Origin of the sequence: Pseudomonas sp. SJZ103 (genome assembly GCF_007828335.1) — a bacterium.
Lineage (GTDB): Bacteria > Pseudomonadota > Gammaproteobacteria > Pseudomonadales > Pseudomonadaceae > Aquipseudomonas.
In genome coordinates, this window is sequence record NZ_VIUN01000009.1 from 271,571 (window position 1) to 286,635 (window position 15,065).

General features: G+C 63.1%; 10 protein-coding genes and 1 pseudogene. 5 read left to right on the forward strand and 6 right to left on the reverse strand.

Annotation, left to right across the window (positions count from 1 at the left end; all coding sequences use genetic code 11):
- Positions 1-17: 17 nt before the first annotated feature.
- On the reverse strand, positions 18-995 hold the full coding sequence (locus FBY10_RS20305; protein ID WP_145337592.1) for a DMT family transporter: 978 nt from the start codon (positions 993-995) through the stop codon (positions 18-20).
- 93 nt (positions 996-1,088) lie between these two features.
- Between FBY10_RS20305 and FBY10_RS20310 the strand changes: the two genes are divergently transcribed.
- Positions 1,089-1,997 carry a LysR substrate-binding domain-containing protein gene (locus FBY10_RS20310; protein ID WP_145337593.1) on the forward strand — a complete coding sequence of 303 codons (909 nt, stop codon included), beginning with the start codon at positions 1,089-1,091 and terminating at the stop codon, positions 1,995-1,997.
- A gap of 30 nt (positions 1,998-2,027) precedes the next feature.
- Here FBY10_RS20310 and FBY10_RS20315 read toward each other — a convergent pair whose 3' ends face one another.
- Both FBY10_RS20315 and FBY10_RS20320 read right to left on the reverse strand, forming a co-directional pair.
- Entirely contained in the window at positions 2,028-3,320 is a 1,293-nt protein-coding gene (locus FBY10_RS20315) for a sorbosone dehydrogenase family protein (RefSeq protein ID WP_145337594.1), read from the reverse strand.
- Positions 3,317-3,730, reverse strand: coding sequence for a DUF2231 domain-containing protein (locus tag FBY10_RS20320; protein ID WP_053138898.1), 414 nt, complete (start codon positions 3,728-3,730; stop codon positions 3,317-3,319). Before FBY10_RS20320 ends, FBY10_RS20315 begins: the two co-directional genes overlap by 4 nt.
- Positions 3,731-3,887: 157 nt before the next feature.
- Between FBY10_RS20320 and FBY10_RS20325 the strand changes: the two genes are divergently transcribed.
- Together FBY10_RS20325 and FBY10_RS20330 are read left to right on the forward strand one after the other, a co-directional pair.
- Positions 3,888-4,367, forward strand: a complete 480-nt coding sequence (locus tag FBY10_RS20325; RefSeq protein ID WP_145337595.1) for an ATP-binding protein — start codon at positions 3,888-3,890, stop codon at positions 4,365-4,367.
- Complete coding sequence (locus FBY10_RS20330) at positions 4,364-5,143, forward strand: nucleotidyltransferase domain-containing protein (RefSeq protein ID WP_145337596.1); 780 nt, start codon at positions 4,364-4,366, stop codon at positions 5,141-5,143. The genes FBY10_RS20325 and FBY10_RS20330 overlap by 4 nt, the downstream gene beginning before the upstream one ends.
- Positions 5,144-5,226: 83 nt before the next feature.
- Here FBY10_RS20330 and FBY10_RS32215 read toward each other — a convergent pair whose 3' ends face one another.
- The 3 genes and pseudogenes from FBY10_RS32215 to FBY10_RS20340 all read right to left on the reverse strand — a co-directional run bounded on the left by FBY10_RS32215 (position 5,227) and on the right by FBY10_RS20340 (position 11,324).
- A complete protein-coding gene (locus tag FBY10_RS32215; protein WP_370737674.1) occupies positions 5,227-5,994 on the reverse strand; it encodes a methyl-accepting chemotaxis protein in 768 nt (255 codons plus the stop codon).
- A gap of 87 nt (positions 5,995-6,081) precedes the next feature.
- Positions 6,082-7,179 (reverse strand): annotated as a pseudogene (locus FBY10_RS32220) (cache domain-containing protein); the annotation flags it as partial.
- 137 nt (positions 7,180-7,316) lie between these two features.
- Positions 7,317-11,324 carry a bifunctional nitrate reductase/sulfite reductase flavoprotein subunit alpha gene (locus FBY10_RS20340; RefSeq protein ID WP_145337597.1) on the reverse strand — a complete coding sequence of 1,336 codons (4,008 nt, stop codon included), beginning with the start codon at positions 11,322-11,324 and terminating at the stop codon, positions 7,317-7,319.
- Positions 11,325-11,962: 638 nt separating this feature from the next.
- On the opposite strand from FBY10_RS20340, the gene nirB reads away from it, so the two are divergent.
- Positions 11,963-14,506 (forward strand): nitrite reductase large subunit NirB, encoded by a 2,544-nt coding sequence (gene nirB, locus FBY10_RS20345; protein WP_145337598.1) that lies wholly within the window; start codon positions 11,963-11,965, stop codon positions 14,504-14,506.
- The gene (gene nirD / locus FBY10_RS20350) at positions 14,506-14,868 is read left to right on the forward strand and encodes a nitrite reductase small subunit NirD (protein WP_131696106.1); all 363 of its coding nucleotides are present in this window, start codon (positions 14,506-14,508) and stop codon (positions 14,866-14,868) included. The genes nirB and nirD overlap by 1 nt, the downstream gene beginning before the upstream one ends.
- Positions 14,869-15,065: the final 197 nt, after the last annotated feature.

The window sequence follows — 15,065 nt, forward strand, 5'->3', positions numbered from 1 at the left end:
GGCTCCTCTTCCGTCGGTCAGTTGCTGCTGTTGGGGGGCGGGCAGGCCGTCGCCCGAGGGCTCGTCAATATGATCCGAATCGCCATGACCACGCCGATCAGCACCGCGCCCAGGCCCGCGGCTTCCATGAGCGTGGGCCAGCGCCCGTGGAACCCCAGGCCGAGCAGGGTGGCGAAGAGTGATTCGAGGGCGATCAATTGGCCGCTGAGCACCATTGGCAGGCGTCGGGTCGCGGCGTTCCAGGCCCAGGCGCCGACCATGGTGGACATCACCGCGATCACCAGGCTCCAGGCATAGAGCGGGCCTGCCTGGGAAAGGCCGAAGCCGAGCGTCGGCAGCTTGAACACGCCAAGCTCATGGATGAACGGCAGCAGGCACAGGGTGGCGACACCGCTGCCCACCATCATCAGTGCGGTCCAAAGGCCGGTTGCCTGCGCCGCAAGGTGTGTCAGTTGCCGTTGGTTGATCACGCTGAACCACAACCAGAGAACAACTGCACTCAGGGAAAAAAAGAGCCCCGCCCACCAGGCGTTTGTATCCAATGAAGGTTGATGAACGCTGCTGATGTTCGACAGCAAGAGGCCCACCGTCAGGCATGACAAGGGGGCTGCCAGCCGGCGCCACGGCACGGTCCTGGTGCTGGCGTTACCCACCAGGGCCAACAACACCGGCACCGTGCCGACAAACGCCGGGGTCATGACCGGCCCGCCGAACATCACGCCTGCGGCGATGCACACGCCGTAGCCCAGGCACCCCAACGCCCCGAGCGCTGCGGCGAGGCATCGCTGGCCGGGCCCGAGCATGTGCAACTGTGCCCGGCATAGGATCACCCCCATGACACCCAATATGCCGGCGACCAGAAATCGTACGGCCATCAAGTCATAGAGGCTGTAGTCGCCGGTGACGTAGGGCGTGATGAAGTTCAACGCCCAGCCCAATGTCGCAACAACCGCGAGCAGTACGCCGACGGCAATGGAGGTCTGTGCAGCGTTCATGTGGGGCATCCATTCAGGTAATGGATCCATGGTGCCCAGTCGGGTGGGTGTGCTACAAACGAGTTCTCGGCCCTGAATGTATAACCTCAGATTATGAATACGCTCGGCAAGACCCTACCGCCCCTGGCCAGTCTGTTGCCGTTTGAAGCGGCGGCACGCCTGGGCAGTTTCTCCAAGGCTGCCGATGAGCTGCACATCACCCAGGCCGCCATCAGCCGCCAGATTCGCGGGCTGGAAGACAACCTGGGCGTGAAGCTTTTCAGTCGGCGCAACCGAGCGGTGTTCCTGACCCAAGAGGGGCGGGAACTGGGCAGGGTGGTCGGCGAGGCGCTGCGCAGCATCAGTGAAAGTGCCGCCAGCCTGCGGGTGTCACCGCACAGTCATCGCGTGGTGCTGCTGTGCCAGTTGTGCGAAGCGTTTTATTGGCTGATGCCGCGCCTGTCGACGTTCCACCAGCAATACCCGCATATCGAAATCCAGGTGGTGACCTCCACCCGTCCCCTGACCGAGTTCACCGACCATTTCGACGTGGCCTTGCAAAGTACCGGGCGCGCCAGTGGCGCCCATCCGCTGATGTTCACCGCGGCTGACGAAGTGTTCCCGGTGTGCAGCCCTGCCTACCTGCGCACGAAAAAACCACTATCGCTCGCGGGGTTGCAGGCGTGCACCTTGTTGCACCACAGCTCCCATCCTCCGCACTTGATGGAGTGGGACCGCTGGTTGCAGGTATTCGGCCAGGCCGTGGCCGGGGATACGCGTGGAGTCACCTTCGACAGTTACCCGCTGATGTTGCAGGCTGCGGTGGAGGGGCACGGTGTTGCCATGGGCTGGCGGCGTACCGCGACCAAGTTGATTGAAACGGGGGCGCTGGTCAGGCCCTGTACCGAGAGCGTGCATTTGCCGGAGGCCATTTCGGTGTATAGGCAGCAGGGAGGAGGCAGTCGAGCCGAGATCACGGCATTGCTCGACTGGCTGGAGGTGCAATTGCAGGATGAGGGCTGACAGGGGCGACACCGCCCCTGTCATGTGCCGCTATGGGTTCCGCGTCACCCGCCACACGGTATTGGCCAGGTCATCGGCGATGATCAGCGCGCCTTTCGGGTCGACCGTCACCCCCACCGGGCGCCCACGGGTCTTGCCGTCGTCACCGCGAAAACCGCTGGCGAAATCTATCGGCTCACCGGATGGCTTGCCATTGCTGAACGGCACGAAGATCACCTTGTAGCCCACAGGATTGTCGCGGTTCCAGCTGCCGTGCTCGCCGACGAATACGCCGTCGGCAAATTGCTCGCCCATGGCCGGGATGGAGAAATCCACGCCGAGTGCGGCCACGTGGGAACCGAGGCTGTAATCCGGCTTGATCGCGGCGGCGACTTTGGCCGGGTTCTGCGGTTGCGCGCGCGGGTCGACGTTCTGGCCCCAATAGCTGTAGGGCCAGCCGTAGAACGCGCCTTCTTTCACCGAGGTCAGGTAGTCGGGCACCAGGTCGGGACCCAGTTCGTCGCGTTCGTTGACCACCGTCCACAGTTGCCCGGAGTCGGGTTGAATGGTCAGCGCCGTGGGGTTGCGCAGGCCAGTGGCATAGGGTTTGTGCGCGCCGGTCGCAGCGTCGATCTGCCAGACCATCGCGCGGTCGATTTCCACTTCCATGCCACGTTCGGTGACGTTGCTGTTGGAGCCGATACCGACGTAGAGCTGGCGCCCATCGGCACTCACCGCCAGGGATTTGGTCCAGTGATGGTTAATCTGCGCGGGCAGGTCGGTGACTTTCACCGGCGCGCCGCTGGCCTTGGTCTGGCCATCGGTGTAGTCGAAACGCACCAGCGCATCCTGGTTGGCCACGTAGAGCTTGCCGTCGGCAAACGCCAGGCCGTAAGGCGCGTTGAGGTTATCGGCGAACACCGTCTTCAACTCGTAGGTGCCGTCACCGTCGGCATCGCGCAGCAGTGTCAGGCGGTTGCCGCCCTTGACCTTGGTGTTGCCTTCGGCCTTGATCAGGCTGGCGATCACATCCTTGGGCTTGAGCTTGGCTGCGCTGCCGCCACGGCCTTCGGCGATGAGGATGTCGCCGTTGGGCAGCACCAGGGTCTGGCGCGGGATGGCGAGGTCGGTGGCGATGGCCGTGACGCTGTAGCCTTCGGGCACCTTGGGTTTCTGATCGCCCCACGGGGTGGGCTCGGCGATCTTCATGCTCGGCAACAGGCTGCTTTGCTGCTCCGGCAACTTGGGGTCGGGGCCACGGGCCTGGGTCTTGTCACCTTCGCCGCCGCAGGCGCTCAGCAACAGCGCGGCGCTCAATACGCTCAGTGTGTGGGACGTTTTCATTTGGCACCTCCTGAGCGCAGGCCGGTCCAGGTGGCCGCCAGTGTCAGCAGCAAGACGATGGCCGACATGATCAGCCCGGCAGGCATTGAGGCGTAGGCATCCTTGGCATGTTGAAAGGCATTGACCAGCCCTAATACCCAGGTGGCTAACAGCAGCAGGACATACCGCGTGGGTTGCCCCGCCTTGCGCTCGGCGCGAAGCAGGTTGACCAGCGCAAACAGGAACGCGAGCCCACAGAAAACCAGAGCACCGGCAATCAACCAGGACGCAAAGTTGGCCCATTGAATCTGGTAGGTTTGGGTGTAGGCAATGTCGCTGAGCAAGGCACCAAGAAACAGCGGCACGGTGCCGGCCAGCAAGGTCGCATGCAGCGGCCCCGGCGTGTATCGGTAGGCGGGAAGGGTTGTCATGGTAAGGCGGCTCCTTGTTGTACAACGCCCCTGGTCGGGGCTGCGCATAGGAAATGAACGCCTTACGTGTCAGATAGTTCAGCATAATTCGTGTCGAAATATTAAGCGTCAGCCGGAAAGCTGGCATGCTCAAGGCCTGACATAAGGAGCTGTCCCCATGCCAACCCTGCACCTGCTGTGCGGCAAGATCGCCTCGGGCAAGTCAACACTGGCCAAGACCCTGGTGGCCGAACACGCAGCCATCCTGCTCAGCGAAGACACCTGGCTCGCCCAGTTGTACGCCGGTGAAATCCTCTCGATCGCCGACTACCTGCGCTGTGCCCAGCGGATTCGCGGGGTGGTGGGGCCGCTGGTGGTCAGCCTGCTTGAATCCGGCGTCAACGTGGTGCTGGATTTTCCGGCCAACACCCTGGCCAATCGCGAATGGCTGCTGGGGCTGGCGCAAGCCGCCGAGGTGCCGCACCGCCTGCATTACCTCGAACTGGACGACGCCACCTGCCGCGCAAGGCTGCATGCGCGCAATGCCCGGGGCGACCACGATTTTGCGGCGACCGATGCCGAGTTTGAGCTGATCACCCAGCATTTCTGCGTGCCGAGTGAGGAGGAGGGGCTGGTGATTGAGGTGCATCGCCCATGAATACCCTTTCTACAGGCATCGACGCGGACGGATTTATCCTCACCGTCGCCGACACCCCCGTGCAGCGTGAATACCAGCCATTGCTGACGGAGGTATGCGCTTCGCTTTCCCAGGAATATCTGGGCCTGGACGGCATCTATCTCTATGGCAGTGTCGCAAGGGGCGACGCCACTGCGGGTGTTTCCGACCTCGACCTCACCCTGATACTACGCGAGCCGGCAACGACGGATCTATTGGCGCAACTGGAGGACGTCCGCTGTGCACTGGAGAAGCGGCATCCCCATGTCACCAAGATAGATTTCGATATCGGCCACCGTGCGCAGGTGCTGGCGGCTGAAAATCGCAACAGTTGGGGCTTCTGGCTCAAGCACCAGTGCCGCTGTGTGTGGGGCGAAGATCTATCAGTGCGTTTCGAGCGGTTTCGGCCGTCCCGTGACATCGCGCTGGCGGTAAATGGCGATTTCCATGCCGTATTGAGCACCTACCTCACGCGCATCGCGTGCGCCGATACCGAGACGCAGCGGCTTCGCTTGCAGCGCGAAGCTTCACGCAAGCTGATCAGGTCCACTCATGTACTGCGCTCGAAAGAGGCGTCGACATGGCCGCAGACCCTCGAAGAGCATGTGGCGATGTTCGTCCGGGGGTATCCGCAGCGGGTCACTCACATTGCATTCTTTCTCTTTGAGGCCAGGAACCCTGGCGCCACGATGGAAAACTTCACCACGCGGCTTCGAGCTTTTCTGGACTGGATGGCTTCACCCGCAGCCACTGCGTAGCTGTCGAGCCCTGGCGAGGCTCGACGGTTGCTGGGGAGGCCGTCTGCGCCTATCAGAGCATGGGTATCAGATGGCGACAATCATCAGGACTTGAAGCGCCCCACCAGGCCATTCAACTCATCCGACAGATTCGACAGGCGCCCCGAATCGTCCTGCGCCGAGTTGGCCAGGCTTTCCACCAGCCGCGCTTCGTCGTAGATCTGCTGGATATGCCGGTTGATCTCTTCGGCCACGCTGTGTTGTTCCTCGGCGGCGGCGGAGATTTGCAGGTTCTGGTCGCGGATCTCGTTGACCGACAGCTGGATGCCTTCAAAGCTGTCCCGCGCGCTTTCGATGGACGACACACTGGCCCGTGACAGGTCGAGGCAACTGCCCATTTTTTGCGTGACTTCCTGGGTCTTGTTTTCCAGGGTGCCGAGCAGGTGCTCGATCTCGCCGGTGGAGTCGGAGGTGCGTTTGGCCAACGCGCGCACCTCGTCGGCGACCACGGCAAAACCACGGCCCTGGTCGCCGGCACGGGCGGCCTCGATGGCGGCGTTGAGTGCCAGCAGGTTGGTCTGTTCGGCAATCGCGCGGATGGTGCCGATAATCTGGTTGATGCTGCGGCTGCCGGCCTCCAGCTCAACCATGGCGTCGGACGACTCGGTCAAGCGGCGGCCCAGGCGGTTGACGTTATCGGTGGTGACTTCGATCTGTTGTTTGCCCTCGGCCACGCGGCGATGGCCGTTCTCCGCCGACTCTGCCGCACTGCTGCAGGAGCGCGCGACTTCGTTGGCGGTGGCGACCATTTCGTTGAATGCGGTGGACACCAGTTCCACCGCCTCGCGCTGGCGCCCGGCGGCTTCGTTCATGTTGTGCGCCACTTCGCTGTTGACCTTGGAGGCGTTGTGCAAATTGGCCGAGGCCGCGCCGATGTGCTGGATCAATTGGCGGATGGCGGCGAGGAACTTGTTGAACCAGCCGGCGAGTTCGGCGGTTTCATCCTTGCCCTGCACCTGCAGTGCGTGGCGCAGGTCGCCTTCACCCTCGGCAATCGACTGCAAACCGCTGCTGACCTGGCCGATAGGCTTGACGATCACTTTGGAAAACGCCGCGGCGAGCACGCCGAAGATCAGCACCAGCACGCCGACGATGATGGCGGTGAGGTAGGTCATGCGCGTGGCTTCGGCCATGACTTCGCGGTGTTCGATCAGGCCGATATAGCGCCAGCCCAGGCCGGGGGAGGTCCATACGTTGGCCATGTAGCGCACGCCGTTGATTTCCACTTCGGTAGAGCCCTGGGAGGTCTCGGCCAGGTGCGCATAGGCGGCACCCAGGTCCTTGAGCGGCTTGAAGCTGTGGGCGGCGTCGCGCGGGTCGACCAGCACCACGCCGTCTTCGATCAGCATCACGTAGCCGCTTTCGCCGAGCTTGATGCTCTTGACCAGCTCGGTGAGGTTCTTCAGCGACACGCTGACCACGAACACGCCCTTGGCTTTGCCGGCGCTATCCAGCAACGCCCGGGCAGTGCCCACCAGCGCCACATCGTCTTTGTCGTAGTAGTAAGCCGGCGTGCGCACGGTCTTGCCGGGGCTGGCCATCGCGGCCTTGTACCAGGGGCGTGTGCGTGGGTCGTACTTGGCCAGTTGCGGATCATCCGGCCATTTGACGTAGGTACCGTCTTCCAGGCCGATGGACAGGATGGCGGCGGCCGGGTGCGTGGCGCCAAAGCGTGCAAAGCGGTTGATCACGTCTTGCGCCATCGCCGGCATCGGCTGGCTGGCGGCGTCGGCGGGCTGGTAGTTCTTCAGCGTGTCCACGGAGGTGTATACAGGATCGGTCGCCATTTGATCGACGTTCTGCAGCGTGCCGTCGAAGAACTGGCGAATATTGCCATCGATCTGGCGGATTTCCCGGGTGCTGCCGTCGATAAACTGATCCACCGCCTGGGTCCGTGTGTTCATCACGGAGATCACGGCCACCAGGCTTACCGGAATAAACGCTACAGAGACAAATGCCAGCACCAGCTTATTTTTTATTTTCATCGAGACGACCATCAGCGCAGAGGGTGGTCAAATCGTCGGCTCAGGAAAAACAGCGCGGCGATTTGCTATCACCGCTGTTTCGGCCCCATGCTGGTAAATCTTTAGGGTTTTTTGTACACAATACAAAGTGCTTATTGTTCTGTATCCAATCAGTAGACATCACGCAGGTAACGCTTCTGTTCGCTCAACTGGCGCCAGTACTCCATCGCGCCCTCAACGCCAAGCCCGCCGTGGGTTTGCGCGACCTGGCGCAACGCCTGGTCGACGTCCTTGGCCATGTGGCTGGCATCCCCGCAGATATACAGCTGCGCGCCGTCCTGCAGCCAGCGCCACAGCTCGGCACCTTGTTCGCGGATGCGGTCCTGTACGTAGATCTTTTGCGCCTGGTCGCGGGAGAACGCCAGGCTCAGGTGGGTGAGCAGGCCGTCGCGCTGCATGGATTGCAGTTCATCCTGGTAGTAGAAGTCGCTGGCCGCGTGTTGCTCGCCAAAGAACAGCCAGTTGCGGCCCTGATGCCCCAGAGCCCGACGCTCCTGCAAAAACGCGCGAAATGGCGCCACGCCGGTGCCAGGGCCGATCATGATCATCGGCACAGCGCCGTCGGCGGGTGTGCGGAAGTGTTTGGACGGCTGCACGAACAACGGCACCTCACTGTCTGCGGCGCGGTCGGCGAGGAAGGTCGAGGACACGCCCTTGCGCTTGCCATAGCGCACGGCAGCCACGGTGAGGTGCACTTCCTGCGGGTAGGCTTTGGCGCTGGAGGCGATTGAATACAAACGTGGTTGCAGGCGCTTGAGGGTGCCGAGCAGTTCGTCCGCCGAGCAATCGATGGGGTACTCGTGCAGCACATCCACCAGTTGCCGGCCCCACAGCCAATCCTGCAGTTGGGCCTTGTGCTCAGGGCTCAGCAGGCGTTTAAGGCCTGGGTTGGCACTGCGCTCGGCGATAAAGGCCAAGGTGTCGCTGCTGGGCCGGGCGATTTCGAAACGCTGGGTCAATGCCTGGTGCAGCGGTACATCGCCGAAGGTGTCGATGTTCACGCAGGCACTGGCATCCAGGCGCGTCAGGTCGAGCAGTTCGCTGACCAGTTCCGGGCAGTTGCGCGGCATCACTCCCAGGGCATCACCGGCTTCATAGCTCAGCCCGGAGTCGGTCAGGTCCAGAGCGAACTGGCGGGTTTCCTTGTGGGTGCTCTGCGGGTTCAGGTGCCGGTTGAGCAGCAGCCGTGAGCCATGCAGCTTGGTTTTGCCCGCCGGGGTGGCGGGTGGGGCGAGCGTCGCGGGCTTGGCCGGGTTGAGGGTCTGTTGCAGCTGTGCCAGCCAGGCATAGGCGCGTTCTTCGAATTCGGTGTCGCAATCCACGCGCTCCAGCAGGCGGGTCGCGCCCAGCTCCAGCAGGCGCTGGTCAAGGCGTTTGCCGTGCTTGCAGAACTGGTCGTAATTCGGATCGCCCAGGGCCAGTACCGCAAAGCGCAGCGACTCCAGGCGGATCTCGGCGGTGCTGAGGCTGTGCCAGAAACCTTCGCCATTGTCGGGCGGGTCGCCGTCGCCGAAGGTGCTGCTGATCAGCGCCAGGTTTTGCGTGCTCGCCAGTTTGCTGGGCGGGAAGTCCGCCATCGCGCTGAGTTCCACGCTGATACCGGCGTCGCGCAGGCGCTTGGCGAATCGCTCGGCCAGGGCTTCAGCGTTACCGGTCTGCGAGGCCCATAACAGGGTGACGGCCGGGGAGGGCGGTGCTGCGACGGCGCTGGCTTCTGCACGGCTGAACAGCCCGCCGAGCAAACCGTCCAGCCACAGTCGGGTGTCCTTGGCCAGCGGCGCATTGCTTGGCATCACCGGTACACCGGCGGCCTGGCGCCCGGCGTCGGAGCGCAGACCGCTGAGGAAACCTGCGAGGTAAGTACGCTCGCTGTCGCTCAGTGGCGGCGCTGGCACGTTACGGAGGCCGGCGATATCGGCGAAGGCGTCGAGGCGCGACATGGCGAGGTCCTCTGCTAAGGGGGAAAGGTCATTCGTGGCCGGTCTATCGAGAAACTGGTGATCGATCAACTCGACCCGGGCCAGGGCCACGGCACAGAACTTGAACTCGGGTTGCAGGGAAATCGGATCGACCGCGTCGTTGGTCACCGCGTTGATCGCCAGGTTTTCGCCAAATACATCATTCCAGTGGAAAGGCGCAAAACAGTTGCCCGGGCGCACGCGGTCGGTGACCACCGCAGGCAGTACGGCACGCCCGCGTTGGGAGCGCACCTCCACGCGGTCCTTGTCCTTGATGCCCAGGCTGGCGGCGTCTTCGGGGTGCAGTTCGACGAAGGGGCCGGGGTTGAGTTTGTTCAGCGTGGCGACCTTGCCGGTCTTGGTCAGGGTGTGCCACTGGTGCTGCAAACGGCCGGTGTTGAGCACGAAAGGGAAGGCTGCGTCGGGCATCTCTGCCGGCGGCCTATGCGGGCGTGCCAGGAACTGGCCCTTGCCGTTTTCGGTGGCGAATCTGAGCGTGCCTGTATCCAGGTAGCGGATCGGGTTGCGGTCCGCGCCCGCGTCTGAAGAGCAGGGCCATTGCAGCGGTTGCTCGCGCAGCCGTTCATGGCTGGCGCCGCGAATGTCATAGCCGGTCTTGGGGTTCCAGGCGCGCTTGATCTCGTCGAAGACCTCGGCGGCGCTGGCATAGGTGAAGGCTTCGGCAAAGCCCATCTCGCAGGCCACCCTGGCGATGATTTGCCAGTCGGGCAAGGTCTCGCCCGGTGGTTCGACGGCTTTTTGCATCAGGGTCAGGTTGCGTTCGGAGTTGATCATCACCCCTTCGGCCTCGGCCCACAGCGCGCCGGGCAGCAGAATGTCGGCGTAGCGGTTGGTCTCGGTGTCGAGGAAGGCATCCTGGGTGATCACCAGTTCGGCGGCTTGCAGGCCTTCGATGACCTTGCGGCGATTGGGCGCGCTGGCCACCGGGTTGGTGCAGATGATCCAGCAGGCCTTGATCTGCCCGGCACTCATCTGCTCGAACAGCGCCACGGTGCCGCTGCCAACCTGGCGCGGCAGGCTGCCTGCGGGGATCTGCCAGAGGTCTTCGATAAATGCGCGGTCGGCCTCCACCAGCACCGAGCGTTGCCCCGGCAGGCCAGGGCCCATGTAGCCCATCTCACGGCCGCCCATGGCATTGGGTTGGCCGGTGAGGGAAAACGGCCCGCTGCCGGGGCGGCAGATGGCGCCGGTGGCCAGGTGCAGGTTGCACAGGGCGTTGGTGTTCCAGGTGCCGTGGGTGCTTTGGTTGAGGCCCATGGTCCAGCAGCTCATCCACTCGGCGGCTTGGCCGATCCAGTCGGCGGCCTGGCGGATATCCGCTTCGGCCAGGCCGGTGATGTCGGCGACGGTGTGCGGCGGGTAGTCCTCGAGGAAGCCGGGCATGGCCTCCCAGCCCTCGGTGAACGCGGCAATAAAGGCCGGGTCGGTGTGGCCTTTCTTGACCAGCAGGTGCAACAGGCCATTGAGCAGGGCGAGGTCGGTGCCGGGTTTGATCGGCAGGTACAGGCCGGCCTTGTCCGCCGTGGCGCTGCGCCGTGGGTCGACCACGATCAGCTTCGCCCCGGCCTTGACCCGGTCCATCATGCGCAGGAACAGGATCGGGTGACAGTCGGCCATATTGGCGCCGATCACGAAGAACAGGTCGGCGCGGTCGAAGTCTTCATAGGAGCCCGGCGGCCCGTCGGAACCGAGGGACAGCTTGTAGCCGCTGCCGGCGCTGGCCATGCACAGCCGCGAGTTGGACTCGACGTTGTTGGTGCGCACAAAGCCCTTGGCCAACTTATTGATCAGGTACTGGGCTTCCAGGGACATTTGCCCGGACACATAAAAGGACAAGGCATCCGGCCCGTGGCTGTCGAGGATGCCGCGCAGGCGCCCGGCGGTTTCGCTGATTGCGGTGTCCATGGCGATGCGCACCGGGTCGTGGTCACGCTTCTCGCGCAGGTAGGCGTTCTCCATCCGCCCGGACTCGGCGATGGCCTGCCCGCAGGTGGTGCCTTTGGTGCACAGGCGGCCGAAGTTGGTGGGGTGGGCCTTGTCGCCGATGACCTTGACCACCTTGTTGTGCTCGACCTGCATGATGATGCCGCAGCCCACACCACAATAGGGACACACACTGCGTACGCTTTGGTTTGCCATCCGTAACCCTCGAAACTTTTTCTGCCCGCCAACAAAAAAGCGCCCTGCAACCCTCCGTTGGAAACGGGGATTGCACGGCGCCTTTGTCGTGAATGGGCAATCAGCGTTGACTGCTCTGTATGTGTTCCTAGCAAGTCACGCGCCAATTTCTTAAGCACAGGTTAATTGTGGCGAGCGGGCTTGCCCCGCGTTGGGCTGCGCAGCAGCCCCAAACCCAGGCACCTCAGTCCTTACAGGAAGCAAGCAGTGGCAGTAATGGGGCGGCTTCGCCACCCAACGCGGGGCAAGCCCGCTCGCCACAACAGTCCCCCTCACCATAGAAGCATTTGTGATCCTTTGAACGTGCGCTTTTTTGAAGCAAGGCGCACCAGTTGGAGGCGAAATTGGGTGTGCATTGTGCAGTTGATTGCCTGTCGCCGCCGTGAGTGCTCGCTTGCGGCCAATTGGCACAGACCCTGCAAGCTCCCCCTCAACCCACCTCGGTCAACGACGATCGACAACAGGGGCATAAAGCGGTAGATCCGGCGCAGTCGCCGATCCGATCCCGCATAAGAACAGGCAAAGACGCCTGGAACCGTAAGGTTTCAGGCGTTTTTTTTTGCTTTTTAAACCGTGATGAACGTTGTCGGGTGCTTGATATGAACAAACAGATGAAAACCCTGATCGTCGTCGGCAATGGCATGGTCGGCCACCATTGCGTGGAGCAACTGATCGAACGCGGCGCGTTGGATCACTACCGGCTGCACGTGTTCAGCGAAGAGCCGATGCGTGCCTATGACCGCGTGCATCTGTCCGAATACTTCACCGGCCGCGATGCCGAGTCGCTGGCGTTGTCCGACGCCGCGTTGTACCAGACGCCGGGTGTCACCCTGCACCTGGGTGTACCGGTGCTGGAGATCGACCGCGAACGCTGTGAAGTGATCACCGCCCAGGGCTGCGTGGGCTACGACAAGCTGGTGCTGGCCACCGGTTCCTATCCGTTCGTGCCGCCGATCGAGGGCGCTGAAGGCGACTCGCGGCTGGTGTATCGCACCCTTGAAGACCTCGACGCCATTCGCACCGCTGCCGCCAATGCGCGCCGTGGTGTGGTGGTGGGCGGTGGCCTGCTCGGCCTGGAAGCCGCCAACGCCCTGAAAAGCCTGGGCCTGGAAGCCCATGTGGTGGAGTTCGCACCGCGCCTGATGCCGGTGCAGCTGGACGATTTTGGCGGTCTGGCGCTCAAGGCCCAGATCGAGCGGCTGGGCGTCGGTGTGCATCTGTCCCGCGCCACTCAATCGATCAGTGCCGGCGAGCAGTACCGCTACCGCATGAACTTTGCCAATGACGAATTCCTTGAAACCGACCTGATCGTGTTCTCCGCCGGTATCCGCGCCCAGGACGCCCTGGCCCGCCAGGCCGGCCTGGACATTGGCCCGCGCGGCGGCGTGGTGATCAACGACGAGTGCTTGAGCTGCGACCCGCATATCTACGCGATTGGCGAATGTGCCTCCTGGAACGGCAGTCTGTTCGGCTTGGTTGCGCCGGGTTACCAGATGGCCCGTGGCGTCGCCGCGCTGTTGTGCGAGCACACCGCTGAGCCGTTTGTCGGCGCCGACATGTCCACCAAGCTCAAGCTGCTGGGCGTGGACGTGGGCTCCATCGGCGACGCCCACGCCCATACACCGGGTGCGCGCAGCTACCAGTTCATCGACGAGGCGACCGCCAGCTATCGGCGCCTGGTGGTGGATGCGAGCGGCAAACACGTGATCGGCGCGGTGCTGGTCGGCGACAACAGCTACTACGACACCTTGCTGCAATACATGCAGAACAGCATCGCGCTGCCGGCCGAACCGGCCAGCCTGATCCTGCCATCGTCCAGCGGCGCACCGACCCTCGGCCCAGGCGCCTTGCCGGACTCGGCCACGGTGTGCTCGTGCCACAACGTCAACAAGGGTGCGATCTGCTCGGCCATCGACGCCGGTTGCAGCGACCTCGGCCTGCTCAAATCGCAGACCAAGGCCTGCACCGGTTGCGGTGGCTGCGCCGGGTTGCTCAAGCAGGTGTTCGAGCACGAGCTGATTGTCCGTGGGGTCAGCGTCGACAAGAGCCTGTGCGAACATTTCGCCTATACCCGCCAGGAGTTGTATGCCCTGGTGCGCGTGGAAGGGGTGACCACCTTCGAAGAACTGCTGGCCAAACACGGCCGTGGCCACACCGGTTGCGATGTGTGCAAACCGGCGGTGGGGTCGATCCTGGCCTCGTGCTGGAACCAGCCGATCATGGACGCATCCCTGGTGCCGTTGCAGGACACCAACGATACCTTCATGGCCAACATGCAGAAGAACGGCACCTACTCGGTGGTGCCGCGTATTCCGGGCGGCGAGATCACTGCCGACAAACTGATCGTGATTGGCGAAGTGGCGAAGAAGTACGACCTCTACACCAAGATCACCGGCGGCCAGCGTATTGACCTGTTCGGTGCGCAACTGCACGAGCTGCCGGACATCTGGGCCGAGCTGATCGCGGCCGGGTTTGAAACCGGCCACGCCTACGGCAAGTCCACGCGCACGGTGAAGTCCTGCGTGGGCAGCACCTGGTGCCGCTACGGTGTGCAGGACAGCGTGAAAATGGCGCTGCTGATCGAGGACCGCTACAAGGGCCTGCGTTCGCCACACAAGCTCAAGTTCGCGGTGTCCGGCTGCACCCGCGAATGCGCCGAGGCGCAGAGCAAGGACGTGGGCGTGATCGCCACCGAGAAGGGCTGGAATCTCTACATCGCCGGCAACGGCGGTATGCGCCCACGCCACGCCGAACTGTTCGCCACCGACCTGGATGACGCCACGCTGATCCAGTACATCGACCGCTTCCTGATGTTCTACATCCGCACCGCCGACAAGTTGCAACGCACCTCGGTCTGGCGCGAAAGCCTGGAAGGCGGCCTGGATTTTCTCAAGGACGTGATCCTGCACGACAGCCTGGGCCTGGGCGCCGAGCTTGAAGCGCAGATGCAACTGGTGGTCGACCGCTATGAATGCGAGTGGGCCAACGCCCTCAAGGACCCGGAAAAACTCAAGCGCTTCCGCACCTTCGTCAACGACAAACGCCCCGACCCGGACATCCACTTTGTCCAGGAACGCGGCCAGCGTCGGCCGATCATGGCCGCCGAACTCAACCTGATTCCCGTCACCGAGGAGCTTGCCTGATGAGCCAGTCCAACACGCAGCGCAACCTTGCCACCTGGAAAAGCGTGTGCAACGAGACCGACCTGGTGAGTAATTCCGGCGTGGTGGTGTGGCTGGACGGCGCCCAAGTCGCGCTGTTCTACCTGCCCGGCGCCCAGGACCAGACGCTGTACGCCATCGACAACCACGACCCGGAATCCGGTGCGAATGTGATTGGTCGTGGGCTGGTCGGCAGCATCAAGGGCGACCTGGTGGTGGCTGCACCGATCTACAAGCAGCATTACCGTTTGCACGACGGCCAATGCCTGGAAGCACCGCATCAGCGTTTGCGGGTGTGGCCGGTGCGGTTGAATGCTGGAGTGGTGGAAATAGGTCTGGGCTGACACGCCTCGGTCTGAACGTGGGAGGGGGCTTGCTCCCGATGACGGTGGATCAGCTAAATAAATCAGTTGACTGACACTCCGCTATCGGGAGCAAGCCCCCTCCCACAGTTGAGCTGTTTACATCCGGCAGATTTCGGTCGCATGGGCGACTGCCAAAAGTCGCGTGGTTGAAGTAGGCGTGGGCTGACACGCCTCGG